At 64.9% G+C, this 21,092-nt stretch carries 24 protein-coding genes; 14 read left to right on the top strand and 10 right to left on the bottom strand.

Features of this window, described 5'->3' with window-relative positions:
• Positions 1-57 precede the first annotated feature (57 nt).
• The 4 genes from gnd (at position 58) to NKJ23_RS20420 (ending at position 3,820) form a co-directional block, all read left to right on the top strand.
• Positions 58-1,074 carry a phosphogluconate dehydrogenase (NAD(+)-dependent, decarboxylating) gene (gnd, locus tag NKJ23_RS20405; RefSeq protein WP_023678194.1) on the top strand — a complete coding sequence of 339 codons (1,017 nt, stop codon included), beginning with the start codon at positions 58-60 and terminating at the stop codon, positions 1,072-1,074.
• 22 nt (positions 1,075-1,096) lie between these two features.
• Positions 1,097-2,473 (top strand): glucose-6-phosphate dehydrogenase, encoded by a 1,377-nt coding sequence (zwf, locus tag NKJ23_RS20410; RefSeq protein WP_352681892.1) that lies wholly within the window; start codon positions 1,097-1,099, stop codon positions 2,471-2,473.
• A 19-nt stretch (positions 2,474-2,492) separates the two neighbouring features.
• The gene (locus tag NKJ23_RS20415; protein ID WP_352681894.1) at positions 2,493-3,191 is read left to right on the top strand and encodes an ROK family protein; all 699 of its coding nucleotides are present in this window, start codon (positions 2,493-2,495) and stop codon (positions 3,189-3,191) included.
• Positions 3,192-3,355: 164 nt separating this feature from the next.
• Positions 3,356-3,820 (top strand): Ros/MucR family transcriptional regulator, encoded by a 465-nt coding sequence (locus NKJ23_RS20420; protein ID WP_352451311.1) that lies wholly within the window; start codon positions 3,356-3,358, stop codon positions 3,818-3,820.
• Between the two features lie 365 nt (positions 3,821-4,185).
• Here the strand turns inward: NKJ23_RS20420 and NKJ23_RS20425 are convergent, their stop codons facing one another.
• Complete coding sequence (locus NKJ23_RS20425) at positions 4,186-4,473, bottom strand: GIY-YIG nuclease family protein (RefSeq protein ID WP_352681896.1); 288 nt, start codon at positions 4,471-4,473, stop codon at positions 4,186-4,188.
• A 331-nt stretch (positions 4,474-4,804) separates the two neighbouring features.
• On the opposite strand from NKJ23_RS20425, the gene NKJ23_RS20430 reads away from it, so the two are divergent.
• On the top strand, positions 4,805-6,046 hold the full coding sequence (locus tag NKJ23_RS20430; RefSeq protein WP_352451312.1) for an MFS transporter: 1,242 nt from the start codon (positions 4,805-4,807) through the stop codon (positions 6,044-6,046).
• On the opposite strand, the gene NKJ23_RS20435 is transcribed toward NKJ23_RS20430, so the two are convergent.
• The 6 genes from NKJ23_RS20435 to hemC form a co-directional block, all read right to left on the bottom strand.
• The gene (locus NKJ23_RS20435; RefSeq protein WP_352681898.1) at positions 6,047-6,763 is read right to left on the bottom strand and encodes a glutamine amidotransferase; all 717 of its coding nucleotides are present in this window, start codon (positions 6,761-6,763) and stop codon (positions 6,047-6,049) included.
• Positions 6,764-6,781: 18 nt separating this feature from the next.
• Positions 6,782-7,261 (bottom strand): tellurite resistance TerB family protein, encoded by a 480-nt coding sequence (locus NKJ23_RS20440; RefSeq protein WP_352681900.1) that lies wholly within the window; start codon positions 7,259-7,261, stop codon positions 6,782-6,784.
• A 39-nt stretch (positions 7,262-7,300) separates the two neighbouring features.
• Complete coding sequence (locus NKJ23_RS20445) at positions 7,301-8,908, bottom strand: heme biosynthesis protein HemY (protein ID WP_352681903.1); 1,608 nt, start codon at positions 8,906-8,908, stop codon at positions 7,301-7,303.
• An 8-nt stretch (positions 8,909-8,916) separates the two neighbouring features.
• Positions 8,917-10,407 carry a COG4223 family protein gene (locus NKJ23_RS20450; RefSeq protein ID WP_352681904.1) on the bottom strand — a complete coding sequence of 497 codons (1,491 nt, stop codon included), beginning with the start codon at positions 10,405-10,407 and terminating at the stop codon, positions 8,917-8,919.
• A gap of 324 nt (positions 10,408-10,731) precedes the next feature.
• Positions 10,732-11,445: a uroporphyrinogen-III synthase gene (locus tag NKJ23_RS20455; RefSeq protein ID WP_352681906.1), complete on the bottom strand. Its 714-nt coding sequence runs from the start codon at positions 11,443-11,445 to the stop codon at positions 10,732-10,734.
• A gap of 1 nt (position 11,446) precedes the next feature.
• A complete protein-coding gene (hemC, locus tag NKJ23_RS20460; protein WP_352681908.1) occupies positions 11,447-12,373 on the bottom strand; it encodes a hydroxymethylbilane synthase in 927 nt (308 codons plus the stop codon).
• 101 nt (positions 12,374-12,474) lie between these two features.
• On the opposite strand from hemC, the gene tsaD reads away from it, so the two are divergent.
• The 6 genes from tsaD to NKJ23_RS20490 all read left to right on the top strand — a co-directional run bounded on the left by tsaD (position 12,475) and on the right by NKJ23_RS20490 (position 16,565).
• Positions 12,475-13,560, top strand: coding sequence for a tRNA (adenosine(37)-N6)-threonylcarbamoyltransferase complex transferase subunit TsaD (gene tsaD / locus NKJ23_RS20465; RefSeq protein ID WP_352681932.1), 1,086 nt, complete (start codon positions 12,475-12,477; stop codon positions 13,558-13,560).
• A complete protein-coding gene (locus NKJ23_RS20470) occupies positions 13,557-14,567 on the top strand; it encodes an NAD(P)H-dependent glycerol-3-phosphate dehydrogenase (protein ID WP_352681910.1) in 1,011 nt (336 codons plus the stop codon). Before tsaD ends, NKJ23_RS20470 begins: the two co-directional genes overlap by 4 nt.
• A gap of 26 nt (positions 14,568-14,593) precedes the next feature.
• Positions 14,594-14,890, top strand: a complete 297-nt coding sequence (locus tag NKJ23_RS20475) for a YciI-like protein (RefSeq protein ID WP_352681912.1) — start codon at positions 14,594-14,596, stop codon at positions 14,888-14,890.
• Positions 14,891-15,021: 131 nt separating this feature from the next.
• Positions 15,022-15,447: an EVE domain-containing protein gene (locus tag NKJ23_RS20480; RefSeq protein WP_352470769.1), complete on the top strand. Its 426-nt coding sequence runs from the start codon at positions 15,022-15,024 to the stop codon at positions 15,445-15,447.
• Positions 15,444-16,100: a class I SAM-dependent methyltransferase gene (locus tag NKJ23_RS20485; RefSeq protein ID WP_352681915.1), complete on the top strand. Its 657-nt coding sequence runs from the start codon at positions 15,444-15,446 to the stop codon at positions 16,098-16,100. Before NKJ23_RS20480 ends, NKJ23_RS20485 begins: the two co-directional genes overlap by 4 nt.
• 48 nt (positions 16,101-16,148) lie before the next feature.
• Positions 16,149-16,565, top strand: coding sequence for a DUF1761 domain-containing protein (locus NKJ23_RS20490; protein WP_023680475.1), 417 nt, complete (start codon positions 16,149-16,151; stop codon positions 16,563-16,565).
• Positions 16,566-16,568: 3 nt separating this feature from the next.
• Here the strand turns inward: NKJ23_RS20490 and gcvA are convergent, their stop codons facing one another.
• On the bottom strand, positions 16,569-17,489 hold the full coding sequence (gene gcvA, locus NKJ23_RS20495) for a transcriptional regulator GcvA (RefSeq protein ID WP_352681917.1): 921 nt from the start codon (positions 17,487-17,489) through the stop codon (positions 16,569-16,571).
• Between the two features lie 174 nt (positions 17,490-17,663).
• Between gcvA and NKJ23_RS20500 the strand changes: the two genes are divergently transcribed.
• Positions 17,664-17,909, top strand: coding sequence for a hypothetical protein (locus NKJ23_RS20500; RefSeq protein ID WP_352451326.1), 246 nt, complete (start codon positions 17,664-17,666; stop codon positions 17,907-17,909).
• A 100-nt stretch (positions 17,910-18,009) separates the two neighbouring features.
• Here the strand turns inward: NKJ23_RS20500 and NKJ23_RS20505 are convergent, their stop codons facing one another.
• The gene (locus NKJ23_RS20505) at positions 18,010-18,546 is read right to left on the bottom strand and encodes a L,D-transpeptidase family protein (protein ID WP_245274862.1); all 537 of its coding nucleotides are present in this window, start codon (positions 18,544-18,546) and stop codon (positions 18,010-18,012) included.
• 144 nt (positions 18,547-18,690) lie between these two features.
• Between NKJ23_RS20505 and NKJ23_RS20510 the strand changes: the two genes are divergently transcribed.
• Together NKJ23_RS20510 and NKJ23_RS20515 are read left to right on the top strand one after the other, a co-directional pair.
• Positions 18,691-19,374, top strand: a complete 684-nt coding sequence (locus NKJ23_RS20510) for a response regulator transcription factor (RefSeq protein ID WP_023680479.1) — start codon at positions 18,691-18,693, stop codon at positions 19,372-19,374.
• Positions 19,375-19,499: 125 nt separating this feature from the next.
• Positions 19,500-19,955, top strand: coding sequence for a Crp/Fnr family transcriptional regulator (locus tag NKJ23_RS20515; protein WP_023680480.1), 456 nt, complete (start codon positions 19,500-19,502; stop codon positions 19,953-19,955).
• Between the two features lie 40 nt (positions 19,956-19,995).
• On the opposite strand, the gene NKJ23_RS20520 is transcribed toward NKJ23_RS20515, so the two are convergent.
• The gene (locus tag NKJ23_RS20520) at positions 19,996-20,889 is read right to left on the bottom strand and encodes a sugar phosphate isomerase/epimerase family protein (protein ID WP_352681919.1); all 894 of its coding nucleotides are present in this window, start codon (positions 20,887-20,889) and stop codon (positions 19,996-19,998) included.
• Positions 20,890-21,092 lie beyond the last annotated feature (203 nt).

Genomic DNA, 21,092 nt, shown 5'->3' on the forward strand with positions numbered 1-21,092 from the left:
TGCTTCAATCGCAGCGCCACTAGATCATCGATCCCTCAAGTAAGGCAGGACGAGACCATGCAGATAGGAATGATGGGACTGGGCCGGATGGGCGCCAACATGGTTCGGCGCCTGCTGCGCGATGGCCACGAATGCGTCGTCTACGACATCAACCCGGCGAGCGTCGCCGCGCTTGTGAGCGCCGGCGCGGTCGGAGCCGCCTCGATGGAGGAGTTCGTCGGCAAGCTGGCGAAGCCGCGCAGCGCCTGGCTGATGCTGCCTGCGGCGATCACCGGCAAGATCGTCGACCAGGTGGCTGCCCTGATGGAGCCGGGCGACATCATCATAGACGGCGGCAATTCCTATTATCACGAGGCCGTCGACCACGCCGCGCGCCTCGCCTTGAAAGGCTTGAGCTATGTCGATGTCGGCACCAGCGGCGGCGTCTGGGGCCTCGAGCGCGGCTACTGCCTGATGATCGGCGGCCCCGACAGCGCGGTCCAGCATCTCGATCCGGTCTTCGCAACGCTGGCGCCGGGCGCCGACGCCGCTTCGCCCGCCCCTGCCAAGGATGCCGGAACCGCTCCCTTCGGCTATCTCCACTGCGGACCAAGCGGCGCCGGCCATTTCGTCAAGATGGTCCATAACGGTATCGAATATGGCGTTATGGCCGCCTATGCCGAAGGCATGAACATCCTGAAGTCGGCGAATGCCGGCAAACGGCAGCGCACCGCCGACGCCGAAACCAGCCCGCTGGAAAACCCGCAATATTACCAGTTCGACATCGACATCGCTGAAGTGGCCGAGGTCTGGCGGCACGGCAGCGTCATCGGCTCGTGGCTGCTCGACCTGACGGCCGGCGTACTGAAGGCCGATTCGTCGTTGACGCAGTTCGGCGGGCGGGTCTCGGATTCCGGCGAAGGCCGCTGGACGCTGAAGGCGGCGATCGACACCGGCGTGCCGGCGCCGGTGCTGTCCTCGGCGCTGTTCGACAGGTTCTCCTCGCAAGGCGAATCCGAATTCGCCGACAAGCTTCTGTCCGCCATGCGCTATGCCTTTGGCGGCCATGTCGAAAAACCCAAGGCCGGCTCGTGACGGGCGACAGGGAGGCACGCCCATGAGCCAGGAACGATCGGACACGCTGGTGCTTTTCGGCGCCACCGGCGATCTCGCCCACAAGAAGATCTTCCCCGCCCTTTACGCCATGGTGGCCAAAGGGACGCTGAACGAGCCGGTGATCGGCGTCGCCTTCGATCCCTGGGACCTCGCCAAGCTGCAGGCGCGCGCCCGCGACGGCATCGTCAACGCCTTGGGCAGCATCGACGACAAGATCTTTGCCAGGCTTGCATCGCTGCTGCGCTATGTCAGCGGCGACTATCGGGCGCCTGCGACCTTCGAGAAGCTGAAGACCGCGCTCGGCAGCGCTGAGCGGCCGCTGCACTATCTGGCGGTGCCGCCGGCGATGTTCGAGGTGGTCGTCCAGGGGCTGGAGCAGTCGGGCGCCGCCCAGGGCGCGCGCCTGATGGTGGAAAAGCCGTTCGGCCACGATCTGCAATCGGCGCGCTGGCTGAACCGGGTGCTGCATCTGGTCTTCGACGAGAAGTCGATCTTTCGCATCGACCATTATCTCGGCAAGGAGGCGATCCAGAACCTGCTCTATTTCCGCTTCGCCAACTCCTTCCTCGAGCCGATCTGGAACCGCAATTACGTCGAGAGCGTGCAGATCACCATGGCCGAGGATTTCGGTGTCGAGGGCCGCGGCCGCTTCTATGACGAGGTCGGCTGCATTCGCGATGTCATCGAAAACCATCTGCTCAACATCCTCTTGCTGCTCGCCATGGAACCGCCGGTCGGCCGCTCGGCCGACGATCTCATCGACGAGAAGGTGCAGGTCCTGCGGGCGATCCGGACGCTGACCAGGGACGATGTGGTGCGCGGCCAGTTCGACGGCTATCTCAACGAGCCGGGCGTGGCGCCGAACTCGCCGGTCGAGACCTTCGCGGCGGTGCGCTTTTTCGTCGATACCTGGCGCTGGCAGGATGTGCCGTTCTTCATTCGCGCCGGCAAATCCCTGCCGGTGCACGCCACCGAGGTCATCGTGCGGCTGAAGCGGCCGCCGCTCGACGTCTTCGATCCGATCAAGCCCGGCGACTGCAATCACGTGCGCTTCCGCATCGATCCTCAGGTGGCGATCTCGATCGGAGCCCGGCGCAAGGCGCCCGGCGATGACATGGTCGGTGAGCAGGTCGAGCTCACCGCGCTGGACGATTCGAAGGGCGACATGCCGCCTTACGAGCGGTTGATCGGCGACGCCATGAACGGCAACGGCCAGCTGTTCACCCGCCAGGACGCCAGCGAGCTCGCCTGGCGCATCGTCGGCCCGGTGCTCGGCGACACCACGCCGCCCCCTGTCTACGCGCCAAAGACGTGGGGGCCGACCGAAGCCATGGCTGGATTCGGGCCGCCGAACGGCTGGATCAATCCAGCGAAATGAGTTCTGGGAGGCGAAAGCGATGGCCAAGGCGGTGAAGCAACCGGCATCGGAGGAAGAAAAGATCGTGCTTGCGATCGATATCGGCGGCTCGCACGTCAAGATCAGCGCCGGCGGCGACGAGCGCAAGACCGCTTCCGGACCGGAGCTTACGCCGCAGCAGATGGTCGCGGCGGTGAAGACGCTCGCCGAAGGACTGCACTACGATGTCGTCTCGATGGGCTATCCGGGCCCGGTGCACCACAACCGGCCGCTGACCGAACCCGCCAATCTCGGCAAGGGCTGGGTCGGCTACGATTTCGCCGCCAAGTTCGGCAAACCGGTCAAGGTCGTTAATGATGCGCTCATGCAGGCCATCGGCAGTTATGAGGGCGGCCGCATGCTGTTCCTTGGCCTCGGCACCGGCCTGGGGGCCGCGATGATCGTTGATAACGTTGCCCAGCCGATGGAGCTTGCCCATCTTCCCTACAAGAAGCGCGGCAGTTTCGAAGACTATGTCGGCGAACGCGGCCTGCAAAAGCGCGGCAAGAAGAAATGGCGCAAACACGTCTTCGACGTGGTCGACCGGCTTCGCACCGCCATGCAGCCGGATTACGTGGTCATCGGCGGCGGCAATGTCGACGAACTCACCGACTTGCCCGCCGATTGCAGACGCGGCGACAACACACGCGCCTTCGAGGGCGGATTTCGACTATGGCGCGACAAATCCCTGATTATTTGATATTGCTGATTGTCTGATATTATCGAGCACCGGCTCAGGGTTGTTAATCCCGCGCTGCCGTTAGTATTATTATTCAAAATAATGTGTGACGTGGTGCGGCGTCATTGCATTGCGCAGATTTGCCGACTAGGAATTTCTGCGACCCCCATGGACGGAGAGATAGATTGACCGACGACAACAACAACGCTCGCAAAGACATCGACCTGCTCGAGCTGACCGCCCATATCGTCTCCGCATACGTCGAGAAGAACCGCTTGCCGGCTTCCGGCCTCGGCGATCTCATCGCCAGCGTCAGCGCTGCCATAGGCGGGCTCGGGCAACCGGCAGTGCCGGTCGCCGCGCCGCTGACGCCTGCCGTCAATCCCAAGAAATCGGTGACGCCGGACTACATCATCTGTCTCGAGGACGGCAAGAAGTTCAAATCCTTGAAGCGCCATATCGGCGTTCATTTCGGGCTGACGCCCGACGCCTATCGCGCCAAATGGGGCCTGCCGTCGGACTACCCGATGGTCGCCCCCAACTACGCAGCCTCGCGTTCGCAGCTGGCCAAGGCAATCGGCCTCGGCCGCAAAGCCCCCCCGCCCACGCCGGTCAAGGGCCGGGGCAGGAAGGCCAAGGCGACGGCTTGATATCATTGGATCGAGCGGGATGCACATTGAACGCGTTCTGCTGGTCGGTCTGTTGGTGTTCAGCGGAAGCTGCGACGCTCGAAGCTAACGGCATGGCATCCTAGGGTCTGCGCCGCGTCGCTTCGCTCCTTGCTCCGCCCTAGGACGAAGGTAGGATGGCTGAAGGCTAATCGCTGATATCGGAGAGTGGCAGCGCATCCGGTGTATCGGACGACGATTGATGGCGAATTACAAGCTTTCGAGATTGGCCGAACACCCCTCCAATTCGTCATCCCAGGGCGGAGCAAGGAGCAAAGCGACGCGGCGCAGACCCTGGGATCCATGCCGTTACCTCGCGGCAGTGCGCCGCGGACCAGAACCGTACGCTACCACCCCGTCCCGCGAAAAAGCTCGAACCACTCAGGGTTGGTCTTCTCGATCAGCTCGATCTTCCATTGGCGCGGCCAGCGCTTCAGCGACTTCTCGCGCTGGATGGCGTCGCGAATGTCGAAATGTTCCTCGTACCAGACCAGGCGCTGCACGCCGTAGCGGCCGGTGAAGCGCGAACCTTGGCCGGATTTGTGCTCCGGCATGCGGCGGCCGAGATCGTTGGTGACGCCGATGTAGATCGTGCCGCGCTTCTGGCTTGCCGTCATATAGGCATAGCCGGTCATGGTTGAAGGGTAGCTGGCACAGTTGCGGATACAAGCGCCGTTCTGAGCCGCTGTATTCTTCGGCTGACGTCACGGCATGGATCCCAGGGTCTCCGCGACGTCGCTTCGCTCCTGCTCCGCCCTGGGATGACGAAGCGAGAGGTGTTTCGGCTAGTCTCGAAGGTTTGCAATTTGCCATGCGCTTGTTATCTGCCAGGACGAAATTGTTGATCCAGGCCGGATTTTTGCGCGCGCCCTGCGCCGAACTGCGCTAAAGGCTCTTTTGGCCGGACCAGCGCCCATCCGTGGAAGTGCCCCGCCGGCCGACTTCGCTGCCACGGGGCCTTATTCCATGACCACAGAATCCCAAGTACCGCCTGACCAGCGTTATGCAGCCTTTCGCCATCGGCCGTTTCTGAGCTACTGGGCGGCGCGCTTCCTCTCGACATTCTCCACCCAGATCGTGTCGGTCGCCGTCGGCTGGCAGATCTACGATCTCACCCGCGACCCATTCGACCTCGGCCTTGTCGGCATCGTCCAGTTCCTGCCTTCGCTGCTGCTGGTGCTGGTCACCGGCGACGTTGCCGATCGTTTCGGGCGCCGGCTGATCATGGCGCTGGCGGTGCTGGTCGAAGCGGGCTGCGCTTTGGCCCTGCTGCTGCTGACGCTACGCGGCCTCTCCGGGCCGATGCCGGTCTTCATCGTGCTCGCCATGTTCGGCATCGCGCGCGCCTTCTTCGGGCCGGCCTCCTCATCGCTGTTCGCCAATCTGGTGCCGCCCGAGGATTTCGCCAACGCCATCGCCTGGAACTCGTCCACCTGGCAGACGGCAACCATCGTCGGGCCGGTCGCCGGCGGCCTGCTCTACGGGCTTTCAGCCGAAGCCGCCTACACCACCGCCGCCGTGCTGATGCTGGTTGCCGCCGTGCTGATCTTCACCATCCCGAAGCCTGCCCAGCGCAGCCGGACCGACAGGCCGACGGTACAGACCCTGTTCGCCGGCTTCGGCTATATCTGGAGCGAAAAGATCGTGCTCGGCGCGATTTCGCTCGATCTGTTTGCGGTGCTCCTGTCCGGCGCCTCGGCGCTGCTGCCGGTCTACGCGCGCGATATCCTCGAACTCGGCCCATGGGGGCTCGGCCTGTTGCGCTCGGCGCCCGGCGTCGGCGCCATCTGCGTCGCCATCTGGCTGGCCGGACACCCGATCCGCAACCATGCCGGCCTTGTCATGCTCGGCTTCGTCGCGCTGTTCGGCGCGTTCACGGTTCTGTTCGGCCTCTCGACCATCACCTGGCTGTCGATTGCGGCCCTTGCGCTGCTCGGCGCCACCGACATGTTCAGCGTCTATATCCGCGAGACGCTGATCCAGCTGTGGACGCCGGACGCCGTTCGCGGCCGCGTCAACGCCGTCAACCAGGTGTTTGTCGGCGCTTCCAATGAGCTCGGCGAATTCCGCGCCGGTACCATGGCGGCGTTGATCGGCACGGTTCCGGCCGTGGTGGTCGGGGGTGTCGGGGCGATCGCTGTTGCCGGCCTATGGGCGGTGCTGTTCCCGCAGCTGCGCAAGGTGCGTCATCTCAGGGGGCGAAACTGATTACCGCAGCGCCGGCTTGCCGAAAATCATCGGCAGGAACTCGCCGAGCCAGCGCTTGAGGTGCATGTCCCAGATAAGCCGGCCGCCGAGATGGTCGCGGCCGGGCTGCGCGCCGGGCAGTTCGAAGCGGTGCGCGCCGCGCACCACCCAGCGCTGCATCATCGCCCGGGTCAATTCGCCATGGAACTGAATGGCCCAGGCATTGTCGCCATAGCGGAAGGCCTGGTTGGGATAGGTTTCGGCCGTCGCCAAAAGCGTCGCGTCCTTCGGCAGCGAAAACCCTTCGCGATGGAACTGATAGACCATCTCCGGCCAATGCATCAGCCTGCTGCCCGCTTCGGTCGCCTTTAGCGGATACCAGCCGATTTCGACGAGGCCCTCGCCATGGCCCTCGACCCTGCCGCCGAGATGCTTGACCAGCATTTGCGCGCCGAGGCAGATGCCAAGCAGTGGCCGGTTCTCGATGAGCGGAATTTTGAGCCAGTCGGTCTCGCGGCGGACGAACTCGTCGCCGTCATTGGCGCTCATCGGCCCGCCGAACACCACGGCGCCGGCATGGCCATCCAGCGTCTGCGGCAAGGCCTCGCCGAGCGGCGGTCGGCGGATGTCGAGGTCGAAGCCTTCCTCGATAAGCATATGGCCGACCCGTCCGGGGCTCGAATGCTCCTGATGCAGCACGATCAGGATCTTTGGTCTCGGACTTGGCTTGGGCGGCATTGGAAGGCGGGATCCTGTCTATTCGTCGCTTGAGGTTCCGGCAGCACCAGGAGCCGCGGCGGCCGCCTTGAGGCGCGCCTCGACACGGTCGCGGCGTTCGACGCCGATCAGCTCGGCGACCCGCCACACGGTATTGTCCTCGAGCTCGTGCAGCTCGCCATCGGCATAGACGATCTCCCACATCAGGCCGATGAAGGCCTTTCGCGCCTCGGCGTCGAGATGGCGCTTGAGCACGCTGGTGAAAGCGTAGAGGTCGATCGCCTCATTGTCGGCCCGCTCGCCGGCAGCCGCCAATGCGTCGAGTTCGTCGCCGCTGATCGAGTAGCTTTCCGCCAGCACCTTCTTGAACCGTTCCCATTCGGTATCCTGGCGCACCCCGTCGGCGTTCATCACGTGGAAAAGCAGGGCGGACGCGGCAATGCGCGAATCGTCGGCGCTGGGGCTGGCGCCACCACCGGACGGCAGATCCCTTAGAAACGACAAAACGCGTTCGAACATCAAATCATTCCCAATAAGCCCGGGTCCACTCGACCCTGATCAGAACAAACGAAACCGGCGCGTCGATTTATCCGCCGCGTCGTCTGGATCGACGCCGGGGTCGTCGGGCAGCCGCGTCAGCTCCTGCGCCGGCTCGACGGCCTCGGCATCTTCCGGCACTTGGGCAAACGCCGCCGCGGTGATTGGTGTCACATGATCCTCGCCGGCACGGTCGTCCGTCTTCTCCTCGGTCGCTGTGCCCGGTGTCTCCGCCGTGTGCTCGATCGTCCCGGCTCTTTCCTGTACCGGCCTGGCTGGAGCCGCGATGGCCGGCACCGGCGCCTCCGGCGTATCCTCATGACCGTCGATCAACTGTCCGAGCCGCTCCATCGGCGCCCGCCATTCGAATGCGTCGAGCCTGCCGGTGATCGGCGATATCGGAGCCCAGCGCTCGGAGACGACGCCGTCGGCGACCCAGGCCGGGTCGCGCGGCGCTCTCACCGCTTTCGACAGCAACTGCCGCACCTTGCCCTGGTCGGCGGTTTCGGCCTCCTCGATATCGGCCAGCAGCAGATAAGCGCCTTCGCGGCGATCGATGCGGATGGCGGCTTCAGCCTCCCGGCGGGCGGTTGAAAACTCCTGCGCATCTAGCGCGGCGCGCGCCACGGCAAGCGAGGACTCGGCATGGTTCTTCTTCAGCTCCTGCAGCTTCTTTGCCCGGTTCAGCCGGTCGAGCACGGCATCGCCCGGCCTGGCATGGGTGTAGAGCTCGGCGATCTCCGGATGGGGCTCGGCCTTCCACGCCGCCTCGAGGATTTTCGAGCCTTTGCGCACGTCGTTCTGCCTAAACAGCAATTTCGCCGCGACGACCGCAGCCGGTGCAAAATCCGGCCGCAGCCGGTTGGCTTCGAGCGCCGCCGCCCTTGCGGCATTGGCATCGCTGTCGATCAGCGCCTGCGCCTTGGCGGTCAGCAGCACGGCGCGGCGGCGGTTGGCGGCGTCACGCTCGATCTGCCGGGTCGACTTCTGGGCGTCGACCAGTTTCAGCGCGCCATCCCAGTCGCCGCGTCCGGTCAGGTCTTCCAGCGTCGATTCGGCCGCCCAGGCCAGTTGCGGCGCCACCGCCGCGGCACGGCCGGCATAGTGGCGGGCTGCGTTGCGGTCGCCGAGCCGCTCGGCCTCGAGATAAAGCCCGCGCAGGCCGAGCAGCCGCATTTCGGGATCATCGAGCATGGTCTCGAACTTTTCGCGGGCGCCTTCATGGTCGCCTTCGAGCAGCGAGGCCTGCGCGTCGAGCAGCTGGATCAGTGGCTCCTGATCGGAGCGGATCAGCTTTGCCGCTTCCTTGGTCTTCTTGCGGGCGAGCGCGCCGTCACCGGCGCCGGCGGCGATCATCCCGGTCGACAGCGCCTGGTAGCCGCGGTCGCGGCGACGCACGCGGAAATAGCGCGAGATCGTATAGGGGCTGTTCCACAGCGCCTTGACCAGCCACCAGACGATCATCACCGCGGCAACCACGGCAACGACCGCCACCGCCGCGACCATCAGGCTGACCTGGTATTGATAGCCGTTGAAGGTGACGAGCATTTCGCCCGGCCGGTCGGCCAGCCAGGCGAAGCCTAGCCCGAGCGCAAAGACGACGGCAAGGAAGGCAAGGATGCGGATCATTGGGTTCCTCACGCCTTCATCGCGCCGGCGATGAGCGAATCGATCTGCGTCTCGACCTCCATCCGCGCTTTCAGCTTGCCGGCAAAGTCGGCGCCGGCGGCCTTGGCCGCCTCAGGCAGGGTTTCGTATTCGCTGAGCGCCTTGGCGTAGTCGCCCTGGTTGACCGCGACCTCCATGCGCGCGACGGTTTCCGGAACGCCGGTGCCTTCGACGGCGCCGATCGGCCTGACCTTGACCAGCGATTCGGCGCTGGACAGCAGCTTCTGCAGGATGCCGGCATTCTGGTCGATGGGCGTCGCGGCAGCGACCATCGCGTTGGCGGCGCCGTCCGCTTCGGCGGCGATCTCGGAGCGCATCGGGACGCCCTTTTCGGCATAGGTGCGCAACGTCGCGATCTCGGGTGCATCGGGTGAGATCGCGGCAAAGGTTTCGAGCTCGGCGGCGAACGGTGCACCACGGTCGAGCGCTGCCTTGAGCGCCGAAGCGGCAATGGCCAGTGCGATCTTCGGCTGCGAACCCTGTGCATCGACCTTGCCCGAGAGCTGTGAAACCGACTGTTCCAGCGTCGCAAGCCGGCCTTCCTGCGCCTTTGCCATGTCGCCGGCCGATTTCACCAGCGCATCGAGCGCGGCCAGCCTCTCGTTGAGCGGGCCGAGATCGACCGGCGCCGTGCCGCCGGCCTTGCCGAGGGCCGCGACCGCCGTCTCGATCTGCCGGACCTTGTCGCCAAGTGCTGCAAGTCCGGCATTGTCGCCGGCGCCGCCTTGCTCGACCGTCGATTTCAGAGCCGTGACGTCCGCCCTGACCTGGTCCAGCGCCGACGACAGCCCGTCCACCTTGGCCGATGCGTCATTGTTGGCGCCGGCCTGTCTGAGGTCCGCGACCTCGCGTTTCAGCGAAACGATCTCACCATTGACCGCGTCGAGCGACACGCCGCCCGACCCCGGCGCACCGAGCAGGCCGGCAAATTGCAGCCCGCCGGCCGCGGCGAGGGCGATGACGCCGCCGACAATACCGGCGGCGATGCCGTTGATGCCGCTTCGCTTCGGCTGCGCTGCCATATGGTCGTCCCTCGTCTCAGCTGTCTTCTCGCCGGAACCTGGGATCCCCGGTTCGTTGGCCCCGGTTCCGCTGGATGCATCTTCGAAACTGTAGTCGGAAACCGTGGAGCGCCCGGCCGGCGCATCCGAACCGGCGGGATATGGGGTTTCCGCTTCCCTGGCAGAATCGACGCCGGCGTCCGCCGGCTCTTGCGTGCCGGCCGGCGCGGCTGCGTCGGCATGTTCCCATGGCTCGAGATCGGTCTGGTCCGCATGCACCGGCTCTTCAGGTGGCTCCGGCTGCGAGGCGTTTGCCGCTTCCTCGGCCCGCGCCTCGTCGGTCTGCGAGGTCACGGCATCCTGTTCGTCGGCGACTCGCGAGACGGCGCCAGGCTCAAGCTCGATGGTCACCGGCTCACGGCGGCTCTTGGAATGCCGCATCTTCGGCGTCTTGACCATGCTCGGGCTCCGCAAAATTCGCTTCGGGATGGTTTGAAGGGTCTAGCACATCACCAAGCGGTGAAAAGGGGCGGCGTGATGACGCCACGGCTTGGAGTTCAGTTTTGGCAAAACGCCGCAGGGCCGAATCCACGTTTCAAGCCAAGGCCCATGCTCGGCACACAAAAAACCCGCCTCGGCGGGCGGGTCGTTGGAGCCAATTGGCACCATAAGGAAATTAGTAGCATAGCTGCCGGCACAAAGCAAGAACAAAATGTGCCCGAGGGCAATCGCCTGAGTTTGGCGCCGCCTCTCAAGGACGGCACAGAGCCGCCGCGAATGCCATCAGCGCGGCGCCTGCAAAAGTCCTAGCAAGGCATCTTCGTAGGGCTCAGGCGCAATCCGGATCCTTTCGCCGGCGACATCGCCGAGGGCGGCGGCAATACGTCCCGACAAGGCAAAAAAGCGCGTTTCCTGGAAAAGGCTACGCAGCACCGGCCGGCTAGCCAGGGCCTGCATAGCGGTGGCCGCCTTGGCCGAATAGAGCAGCACCGCCTCGACCGGCCGGGCGGACAGGCGCGCAAGCACGGCCTCGTCGGAGTAGTCCAGGACAATGGTGTCGTAGGTCTCGACGGCGCGGACCTGAACGCCCGACGCCAACAGCCGCTCCTCGAAGCCGGGAAATCGCACCCGCCCGCAGAGATAGACGATCGTCTGCCCCGCGCAACCGCCAGCAAGCGCATCGGCCAGCGCCTCGGCATTGCCCGGGCCTTCGCTGACCGACAGAAACCCGGCAGCGCGGGCGGCTTCCGCCGTCTTCCTGCCGACGGCGTGGCCCGGCAAGCCGGCGAGCGCCGCGATGATCTCTTTCGACGCATGGCGAACGGCATTGGCGCTGGTGACCGCGACCGCCGCGGCGTCAGCGAGCGCGCCGGCATCGACCGGCAGCGCCACGGTTCCGGTCAATGGCAGCAGGATCGGCTGAAAGCCGGCATCCGCAAGCCGGCGCCCCGTGCGCGACGCGCCCGGTTCGGGCCTCGTCACAAGGACGCGGAGCATGTCAGGTCCAGCCATCGAAGAATGTTTCGCCGGCCTTGGCCCGAACGGTCGCCGCGGCTTCCGCGCCAATGCGCGCCGCCTCCTTCGCCGGCCCTTGCAGCCTGACTTCATGCGACTGCGTGCCATCGGGCGAGATGATCAGCCCGGCAAAGGAAACCGTTCCGCCCGATATCGTCGCATGTCCGGCGATCGGCGTGCGGCAGGACCCGTCGAGCGCCGCCAGGAAGGCGCGCTCGCAGGCCAGCGCCTCGCCGGTCGGCCGGTCGTCGATCGCTGCCAGCATCTGTTCCACGTCGCGGTCTCCGATGCGGCTTTCGATGCAGATCGCGCCTTGCCCCGGCGCCGGCGGAAAGACCTCGAGCGGCATCAGGTCGGTGACGACGTCTTCGAGGCCGAGCCGCTTCAGCCCGGCATAAGCGAGGATGGTGCCGTCGGCGATGCCGTCGTCGAGCTTGCGCAGCCGCGTCTGCACATTGCCGCGAAACATCACCACTTCGAGGTCCGGCCGCATCCGCCGGATCAGCGCCTGGCGCCGCAGCGACGACGAACCGACCCTGGCGCCTTGCGGCAGGCCGGCAATCGTTCGCGCCGCCTTGCCGATGAAGGCATCGCGCGCGTCTTCGCGCGGCAGGAACGCGGACAGTTCCAGCCCCTCGGGCAACAGCGTCGGCATGTCCTTCGACGAATGCACGGCGATGTCGATGCGGCGCGCCAGCAGCGCCTCCTCGATCTCCTTGGTGAACAGGCCCTTGCCGCCGGCTTCCGACAGCGGCCGGTCCTGGATGCGGTCGCCGCTGGTCGAGATGACGACCACCTCGAAAGCTTCCGCCGGCATGCCATGCGCCGCCATCAGCCGCGCCTGCGTTTCATGCGCCTGCGCCAGCGCCAGCGGGCTGCCGCGTGTTCCGATTTTCAAGGTTGTTTGCATGACGCGCCGTCCGTGATAACCCCCGGCAGGTTTTCGGGTTTTCTCCTATCGGGGAAAGGCCGACAGTACAATCTGTACGATTTTTGGACAGCGACGAATTGATCCGCGTTCTGGGCATCGAGACGAGTTGCGACGAGACCGCCGCCAGCGTGGTGGCGCTGGACGGTCGCAGCACGCCGCAAATCCTGTCGAACATCGTGCTCAGCCAGATCGAGGAGCATGCTGCTTTCGGCGGCGTCGTGCCGGAGATCGCCGCGCGCGCCCATGTCGAGGCGCTCGACGGCATCATCGAGGCAGCGCTCGCCGATTCCGGCGTCGACCTCGCCGACATCGATGCGATTGCCGCCACCGCCGGTCCCGGTCTTGTCGGCGGGCTGATCGTCGGCCTGATGACGGCCAAAGCAATCGCCGCGGCAGCCAAAAAACCGCTGATCGCCATCAACCATCTCGAAGGCCACGCGCTGACGGCCAGATTAACCGACGGGCTCGACTTTCCCTACCTCTTGCTGCTGGTCTCCGGCGGCCATACCCAGATCGTCGCCGTACGCGGCGTCGGCGACTACCAGCGCTGGGCGACGACCATCGATGACGCGCTTGGCGAGGCCTTCGACAAGACGGCCAAGATGCTCGGCCTGCCCTATCCGGGCGGACCGAATGTCGAGAAGGCGGCGGCAACCGGTGACGCGACGCGTTTTGCCTTTCCGCGCCCGATGAAGGGCTCGGTGCAGCCCGATTTTTCCTTCTCCGGCCTCAAGACCGCAGTGCGCCAGGCGGCAACCGCGATCGCCCCGCTGAGCGACCAGGATGTTGCCGATATCTGCGCCTCGTTCCAGGCGGCGGTGGCGGATGCGCTGGGCGACCGTGTTGCGCGGGCGCTTTCCCGGTTCCGTCAGCAATTCCCGGACAAGGCCGAGCCTGCATTGGTTGTCGCCGGCGGCGTGGCCGCCAATCGGACTATCAAGGCGACATTGCAGGGCCTGTGCGAGCAGGCCGGATTCAGCTTCGTCGCGCCGCCGCTTAACCTCTGCACCGACAATGCGGCGATGATCGCCTGGGCCGGCATCGAGCGCATGCGCGCCGGCATATCAGGTGAAAACGCCGCCGATTTCGTGCCGCGCTCGCGCTGGCCGCTGGACAGCGTCTCGGCCCCGATGGTCGGTTCGGGCCGGCGTGGGGCCAAGGCATGACCGGCAGCGGGCACAAGGCGCCAAGCGGATGGCGCGTCGCCGTGCTCGGCGGCGGCGCCTGGGGCACGGCGCTGGCGCTGGCCACGCTGCGCGCCGGTCATTTCGTCCGCCTCTATGCGCGCGACCCGGAGACCGTCGCGGCGGTCGACCGTGGCGAAAATCCGCGCTATCTGCCGGGCATCACGCTCGATCCCGGCATCGTGGCGACGAGCGACATCGAGGCGGCGCTCGACGGTGCCGACTGCGTTCTGGCGGTAGCGCCGGCGCAATCGTTGCGGATTATGCTGACGGCCGCGTCCAGCCATATGCCGAAAGGCGTCCCGCTGGTCCTCTGCGCCAAGGGCATCGAGCGCGACACCGGCGCGCTGCTATCGTCCATCACCGAGGAAATACTGCCGGCAAATCCGGTCGCCGCTTTGTCCGGCCCAAGCTTTGCCACCGACGTCGCCAGGGGCTTGCCGACGGCCGTCGTGGTCGCCGCCCGCGACGAGGCTCTGGCCACCGACCTTGCCGCCCGCTTTTCGGCGGAAAATCTGCGCTGTTATTCGAGCGACGACCTGATCGGCGTCGAGATCGGCGGCGCGCTGAAGAACGTCTTTGCCATTGCCGCGGGTGCCGTCACCGGCGCCGGGCTCGGTGCCAGCGCCCAGGCGGCGATGGTGACGCGCGGCTTCGTCGAATTGCGCCGCATCGGCGCCGCCTTTGGCGCCAAGCCGGAGACGCTGATGGGGCTTTCCGGCCTCGGCGACCTGCTGCTCACCTGCTCGTCCGCGCAGTCGCGCAATTTCGCCTATGGGCTGGCGCTGGGGCAAGGCAAGCCGCTTGCCGGCCTGCCTTTGGCCGAAGGCGTGCCGACGGCGGCAATCGCCGCCCGCATCGCCGGCGAGCGCCGGATCGACGCGCCGATCATCGCCGCCGTCGCCGCCATACTGGACGGCACCATAACCATAGACCAGGCTGTGTCGGCGTTGATGACAAGGCCACTCAAGACCGAAACCGACATGTAATCGCGAACGATTGCGGAGATGGAAAGATGCTGTTTGCGTTGATTTGCAAGGACAAGCCAGGAAGCCTGCAGGTGCGGCTCGATACGCGGCCCAAGCACCTTGCCTTCCTGGAAGGGCTGAACGGCGACAAGAAATTGGCCTTCGCCGGCCCGTTCCTCGACGCCGACGGCAAGCCGAACGGCACTCTTGCCGTTGTCGAGGCGCCCGATCTGGCTGCGGCAAAAGCCCTGTCGGCGGCCGATCCCTATACCAAGGCAGGGCTGTTCGAAAGCGTCGAAATCCGGCAGTGGAACTGGAGCTTCAACAAGCCGGCGGATGTCTGATGCATGTCGCGCAAAAGTGTGCAGCGGTTTTGTGACGACATGCATACAACAAGAACCTAAAGCGCGTCGCATGAGGCCGGTCGAACGCGACGCGCTTTTAGTCGCGGCGGCACCTGAGGAGGAGCAACACAATGAACTACTGGCTGTTTAAATCCGAACCTTCGGTCTTCTCCTTCGAGGACCTCAAGGCCAAGGGCAAGGCCGGCACGCAATGGGACGGCGTGCGCAATTATGCGGCGCGCAACAACATGAAGGCGATGCAGATCGGCGATCTCGGCTTCTTCTACCATTCCAATGACGGGCTGGACATCGTCGGCATCGCCGAAGTCTGCGCTCTGGCCCATCAGGACAGCACCACCGACGATCCCCGCTGGGAGTGCGTCGACATCCGCGCCTTCAAGGCCATGCCGAAGCCGGTGACGCTGGAGCAGGCCAAGGCCAATCCAAAGCTGGCCGACATGGCGCTGGTGCGGCTCGGGCGGCTGTCTGTGCAGCCGGTGACGCCGGCCGAATGGCAAGAGGTTTGCCGCATGGGCGAACTGACGCCGGCGCCATGACGGCGCTGACGCCGGACAGCGCCAGGAAATTCATCCTCGACAACACGGCGCTGATGGCGCCGCCGCATGTGCCGGAGATCCGCCTGCACCTGGCCGACGAGGCGCACGAACTGTGGCGGCGGACCGAGGACGAGCTGACCGAAATCGGCCTGCCGCCGCCCTTCTGGGCTTTTGCCTGGGCCGGCGGCCAAGGCCTTGCCCGCTACATCCTCGACAATCCGGCGGCGGTGCGCGGCAAGCGCGTGCTGGACTTCGCCTCCGGCTCCGGCCTTGTCGCCATTGCCGCGGTGAAGGCCGGAGCTGCCGAGGTGATCGCCGCCGATATCGACCCGTTCTGCGCGACCGCCATCCGCCTCAATGCCGAGGCCAATGGGACCGAGATAGAATTCCTCGCCGGCGATCCCATCGGCAGCGATGCCGGGTGGGACGTCGTGCTGGCCGGCGATGTGTTCTACGACAAGTCCTTTGCCGACGGGCTGATGCCGTGGTTCGTCGCGTTGAAGGCGCGTGGCGCCAACATCCTCGTCGGCGATCCCGGCCGTTCCTATCTGCCGAGGGCGGGACTGGAACCGCTTGCCGTCTATGACGTGGCGGTGACCCGGGCGCTGGAGGACGCCGAGGTCAAGCGCACCACCGTCTGGCGCCTTGCTTGACGGCATCGCCGAACAGGCGTTCCATCGCGCAATCGACCGGAGGGAACCATGGATTTTTCAGCAATCAATTGGCTGGCGGTAATCGTCGCCGCCGTCGTGGCGTGGCTGTTCGGCGCGGCCTGGTACATGGGCTTGAGCAAGCCGTGGCTGAAGGCCGCCAAGCTTGATCCGGCGACCATGAGCAAATCGATGCTGCCCTTCGTTGTCTCCTTCATCGCGGAGCTCGTCATGGCGCTGGTCATGTCGCTGATCATCGGCGCCGTAACCGGCGGCGAGCCGAGCCTGCTTGCCGGGGTGATCTTCGGCTTCGTTCTCTGGCTGGGGTTCGTCGCCACCACGCTTTCGGTCAACCATCGCTACGAAGGTTTCGGCTGGGATCTGACGCTCATCGATGTTGGTCACTGGCTCGGCGTGCTGCTTCTCATCGGCGCGGTGATCGGCTGGTTCGGCGCGGCGGCGGGCTGACCGTCAGGTCGGGGTCCTGGCGATTTCCTCAAGAAGCCAATCGCGAAAGGCGACGATGCGCGGATCATTCGCCGCGGTCTCCGGATAGACCAGGAAATAGGCGAATTCAGGCGCGACCTTGATGCCGAGTTCGAACGGCCGGATCAGCCTGCCTTCCGAAAGATCGTTTGCCACCATGGCGAAATCGGCGAGCGCGACCGCGTTGCCGTCGAGCGCGGCCTGGACGGCATCCGTCGAATTGCCGAACACGATGGTCCGGCTGTCGTCGAAATCGTCGACGCCCGCCGCCGCCATCCACATGCTCCAGTTGGGCCAGGTGACGCCCTGGCGCGACCACTCGATATGGGCCAGCGTATGATGGAACAGGTCGCGCGGCTCCTTGAGCGGCGGCCCTGACCGCAGCAAGGCCGGGCTGCAGACGGGGATGATGACGTTTTCGAACAGCCGGTGCGAGCGAAGCCCCGGATATTTGCCGGTGCCGAAACGGATGCCGAGATCGACGTCGTCGCGATCGAAGTCGCGCACCTCGTAACTGATGTCGAAACGCAGCTCGATTGCCGGATGCTGCTTGCGAAAATCGTCGACGCGCCGCATCAGCCACTTCGTCGCGAATTGCGCATCGAGGGTGACCTTCAGCAGCGCCGATCCGCGCGCCGTCTTCTGCGCCCGTGAGACGGCCCGGCCAAGCAGGTCGAGCGCATCGGTCGAAGCTTCGAACAGCACCGCGCCCGCCTCGGTCAGCCGGATCGTGCGGCTGGTGCGTGTGAACAGCACGATGCCGAGCTGATCCTCGATTTCCTTGATCTGATGGCTGACCGCTGCCGGCGTCAGGCCGAGCTCGTCGGCGGCGCGGGTGAAATTGAGGTGCCGCGCCGCTGCCTCCAGCGTCCGCAGCGCACGGGTTCCAGGCAGCAGGCGCGCCATCAGTGCCAGACGAGGAGGGTTCGGTCGAGGGTTCGGTCGAGCATTCCAATCATCAAATAGAACTTGAAGATGCAGAAAAAACTACTCGTTTCCCGTTTGAATTTCAATCCGCCATGCTCTGAGCATCGAAGAAACATCAAACCGGATTTGATGTCCGGAGAAGCGGATTGCACCATGTCTGACATCGCCTTGCGCTCGGTAACCCTCCGCCCGGCCTGGCTGCGCGCCGTGCTTGACTGGCTTCGGCACGCAAAAATCGCGGTCAATCTTCCCTACCAAAATGTCGAGGATCTCTCCGATCGCCAGCTTCGCGACATCGGCGGCGAACGCAAGGACATCGCACGCGCCATGGACCGCGAACTCGGCCGGCTCGGCCTTCTCGACATAGGGTGGCAAAGGAGTAGGGGAGTAGGGGAGTAGGAAAGCTAAGCGGCGCGCCCGCCCCTGTCTCTACTCTTACTGCCCTATTCCCCTACTCCCCTACTCCCCTATTCCCCTACTCCCTTATTCCCCTACTCCCTTACCTTACCACCCTTACCACCGTCCGCTCCGACAGCAGCGGCAGCAGCCGTGCCATGGTGCGGGCCGTTACCGCGACGCAGCCTTGCGTCGGCGTGAAGCCGGGGCGCGCCAGGTGGAAGAAGATGGCGCTGCCGCGCCCGCGCCGGCGCGGCACAATGTTCCAGTCCAGCACCAGGCAGGCGTCATAGAGATCGTCGGTGCGCAGCATCCGCTCATGGCTGGCGCCATAGGGGATTTTGACCGGGCGGTTGTAGTTGCGGTCCCCAGGCACTTCGCACCAGCCGAGGTCGCGGCCGATCGGCGTCATCGCCAGCCGCGTCCGGCGGCCGCCGGCAAAACGGTCGCCGCGAAAATATCCCGACAATATCCGCATCGAGGCAAGCGGCGTGGCGCCATCGCCCTCGCGCTTGCCGGCCGAGATGCCGCCATGCCCCAGCGCACATGGAAACACCAGTTTGCCGGCCTGCAGAAAGCCCTGGCTGGGTTGGCCGGGGCGCGCGCGCACGGTGAGCACGGTGAGCCCTTTAGGCAAAATTGCGCCGACTGCATTGCGATCGTGTTTTTTCTTGTATGATCGTGCCACGGAACAAATCACTGTGAACGGCTGTTGTGCCGGTCAGCTTCCGCATAAACAGGCAGCGGTCAACTGAAATCTCTTTTCAAAACAACGGATTGATCCATGACTTCACGCACCATTCTGATCGTCGACGACGATGACGACCTGCGCGGCACCCTTGTCGAGCAATTGTCGCTTTATGAGGAATTCGATGTCCTGCAGGAAGCGACCGCCGCCAAAGGCGTCGCCACGGCGCGTGGCGGGCTCATCGACCTGCTCATCATGGATGTCGGCCTGCCCGACATGGATGGCCGCGAGGCGGTAAAGATATTGCGCAAGGGCGGCTACAAGGCGCCGATCATCATGCTGACCGGCCATGATACCGATTCCGACACCATCCTTGGCCTCGAGGCCGGCGCCAACGACTATGTGACGAAGCCGTTCCGTTTTGCCGTGCTGCTGGCCCGCATCCGCGCGCAGTTGCGCCAGCACGAACAGAGCGAGGACGCCACTTTCTCGGTCGGCCCCTACACGTTCAAGCCCAGCCAGAAGCTTCTGATCGACCCGCGCGGCGCCAAGGTGCGGCTGACCGAAAAGGAAGCCTCGATCATCAAATATCTCTACCGTGCCGACCAGAAGGTGGTGACCCGCGACGTGCTGCTGGAGGAAGTCTGGGGCTACAATTCCGGCGTCACCACGCATACGCTCGAAACTCACGTCTACCGGCTGCGCCAGAAGATCGAGCGCGATCCTTCCAACGCGGAAATTCTCGTGACAGAAAGCGGCGGCTACAAGCTGGTTCCTTAAACATTTCATTATTCAAATAAGCGATCCGGGCGGGGCGCTTTTCGGGTACGGTCCTGAGGCTGGAGGTGGTTTTGGATCGGCCTCGTAGGGGAGGAGTCGGACTAACGGTTCGGGGACATAGCTAGATGGCGCTGGATGACGACATCCGCATCCTGTCCACCGTGAGGCTCTTCGAGGGCTTTACGCAGGAACAGCTGCGTCTGCTCGCCTTCGGCGCCGAAACCACCATGTTGAAAGCCGACCACAAGCTTTACCGCGAGGACGACGAGGCCGATTCAGCCTACATCGTCGTCAGCGGCCGCATCGTGCTCTACCGCGAGCACGACGGCGAGCGCATCCCGATCGGCACCGCCGGCCCCGGCACCATACTCAGCGAACTGGCGCTGATCGCCGACACCAACCGGCTGACCAGCGCCTCCGCCGAAATCGATTCGGAAGTGCTGCGGCTCAGCCGCAAGATGTTCCGCCGCATCCTCGAGGAATACCCGGAACTGGCGGTTCACTTGCACCAGCGCATTTTGGAGGATTTCCAGGCGATGATCCGCCGCATCGAGGAACTTGGGCCGCGTTTTGCCGGCTAATGTAGCGCCTTTGGCCTAGCCAGATTGGAACTGCGAGGGCTCAGGGCCGGTGCATTGCGGAAACAAGCTCGGCCTTGCGCCGTGCCGTCTCCAGTCCCAGCGCAATGAAGCGGCGCGCATGTTTGGCCAGCTCCATATTGTCGGTCCACAGATTGCGCCAGATCGCGGTTTTCCGCGACAGGTTCTCGTCGACGATTTCCGAGGAGAAGGACTCGAAGCTGAGGTCGTCGCTGTAGCCGATGGCGGTCAGCGCATCGAATATCGCGGCAAAATCGATATTGCCGGTGCCGAGGAAACCGCGATGGCTCTCGCCGATATGGACATAGCCGATCTTCCCGACCGCATTGCGAATGGCCAAGCCGACATCGGCCTCCTCGATGTTCATGTGGAAGCTGTCGAGATGCAGGAAGATATTGTCGGAGCCACTGTCCGCGATGAAGGCCATGCCTTGCGCGGCGGTGTTGAGCAGATTGCTTTCGAAGCGGTTGACGATTTCGAGGTTGAGGGTGACGCCGGCTGATTTTGCCGTGTCCGCCACCTTGGCCAGCGTGCCGGCGCTGCGGTCCCACTGGTCACGCGTCGGCGCCTCGCTCTGCAAGCCGTGGCTGGTGCTGAGGATGCCGGCAACCTTCTGGCCGCCGAGATCGCGGGTCAGCGCGATCGTACGTTCCAGGATTTCGACGCCGTGCGCGGCAATCGTTTTGTCGGCGCTCGAAATATCGCCGTCGGCCGGCAGTCCAATGCTGATCGCAACGCCGAGGCCGAGATCGGCGATCCGCTTGGCCAAGCCGTCAATGTCGACATTGGCGGGGTCGAGATAGGAGAATTCGATCAGGTCGAAGCCGGCTTCCCTGGTGTTGGCCAGCGTCCGCTCGAGGTCGCCCTGCGCCGAGCTCGCCGACCAGACGAATGAGTGGATTCCGATGCGCGACATGATCGTCTCCGGTTATTTCCAGCTGACCCAAGTCCAAAGCGGTTTTGGCAATCCAATGCTCGGACAAAAAGGTGCGGGCGGGCAAACCCGCCCCCCCCGGGGCGGGGGGGGTTGCGCGGTGCGGGCCCGCCCGGGTGTTGCTTGAAAATTTGGGGCGGAATCAGCATAGGGGGGGGGCGTTCCCGCGGGGCGGGCCGGGGGGT

The sequence above is a fragment of the Mesorhizobium sp. M0184 genome (assembly GCF_040322215.1).
Lineage (GTDB): Bacteria > Pseudomonadota > Alphaproteobacteria > Rhizobiales > Rhizobiaceae > Mesorhizobium.

Coding starts and splice junctions, on each gene's coding strand:
- gnd (WP_023678194.1), top strand. CDS start 58: ATGCAGATAGGAATGATGGGACTGGGCCGGATGGGCGCCAACATGGTT.
- zwf (WP_352681892.1), top strand. CDS start 1,097: ATGAGCCAGGAACGATCGGACACGCTGGTGCTTTTCGGCGCCACCGGC.
- NKJ23_RS20415 (WP_352681894.1), top strand. CDS start 2,493: ATGGCCAAGGCGGTGAAGCAACCGGCATCGGAGGAAGAAAAGATCGTG.
- NKJ23_RS20425 (WP_352681896.1), bottom strand. CDS start 4,473: ATGACCGGCTATGCCTATATGACGGCAAGCCAGAAGCGCGGCACGATC.
- NKJ23_RS20430 (WP_352451312.1), top strand. CDS start 4,805: ATGACCACAGAATCCCAAGTACCGCCTGACCAGCGTTATGCAGCCTTT.
- NKJ23_RS20435 (WP_352681898.1), bottom strand. CDS start 6,763: ATGCCGCCCAAGCCAAGTCCGAGACCAAAGATCCTGATCGTGCTGCAT.
- NKJ23_RS20440 (WP_352681900.1), bottom strand. CDS start 7,261: ATGTTCGAACGCGTTTTGTCGTTTCTAAGGGATCTGCCGTCCGGTGGT.
- NKJ23_RS20445 (WP_352681903.1), bottom strand. CDS start 8,908: ATGATCCGCATCCTTGCCTTCCTTGCCGTCGTCTTTGCGCTCGGGCTA.
- NKJ23_RS20450 (WP_352681904.1), bottom strand. CDS start 10,407: ATGGTCAAGACGCCGAAGATGCGGCATTCCAAGAGCCGCCGTGAGCCG.
- NKJ23_RS20455 (WP_352681906.1), bottom strand. CDS start 11,445: ATGCTCCGCGTCCTTGTGACGAGGCCCGAACCGGGCGCGTCGCGCACG.
- hemC (WP_352681908.1), bottom strand. CDS start 12,373: ATGCAAACAACCTTGAAAATCGGAACACGCGGCAGCCCGCTGGCGCTG.
- NKJ23_RS20470 (WP_352681910.1), top strand. CDS start 13,557: ATGACCGGCAGCGGGCACAAGGCGCCAAGCGGATGGCGCGTCGCCGTG.
- NKJ23_RS20475 (WP_352681912.1), top strand. CDS start 14,594: ATGCTGTTTGCGTTGATTTGCAAGGACAAGCCAGGAAGCCTGCAGGTG.
- NKJ23_RS20480 (WP_352470769.1), top strand. CDS start 15,022: ATGAACTACTGGCTGTTTAAATCCGAACCTTCGGTCTTCTCCTTCGAG.
- NKJ23_RS20485 (WP_352681915.1), top strand. CDS start 15,444: ATGACGGCGCTGACGCCGGACAGCGCCAGGAAATTCATCCTCGACAAC.
- NKJ23_RS20490 (WP_023680475.1), top strand. CDS start 16,149: ATGGATTTTTCAGCAATCAATTGGCTGGCGGTAATCGTCGCCGCCGTC.
- gcvA (WP_352681917.1), bottom strand. CDS start 17,489: ATGGCGCGCCTGCTGCCTGGAACCCGTGCGCTGCGGACGCTGGAGGCA.
- NKJ23_RS20500 (WP_352451326.1), top strand. CDS start 17,664: ATGTCTGACATCGCCTTGCGCTCGGTAACCCTCCGCCCGGCCTGGCTG.
- NKJ23_RS20510 (WP_023680479.1), top strand. CDS start 18,691: ATGACTTCACGCACCATTCTGATCGTCGACGACGATGACGACCTGCGC.
- NKJ23_RS20515 (WP_023680480.1), top strand. CDS start 19,500: ATGGCGCTGGATGACGACATCCGCATCCTGTCCACCGTGAGGCTCTTC.
- NKJ23_RS20520 (WP_352681919.1), bottom strand. CDS start 20,889: ATGTCGCGCATCGGAATCCACTCATTCGTCTGGTCGGCGAGCTCGGCG.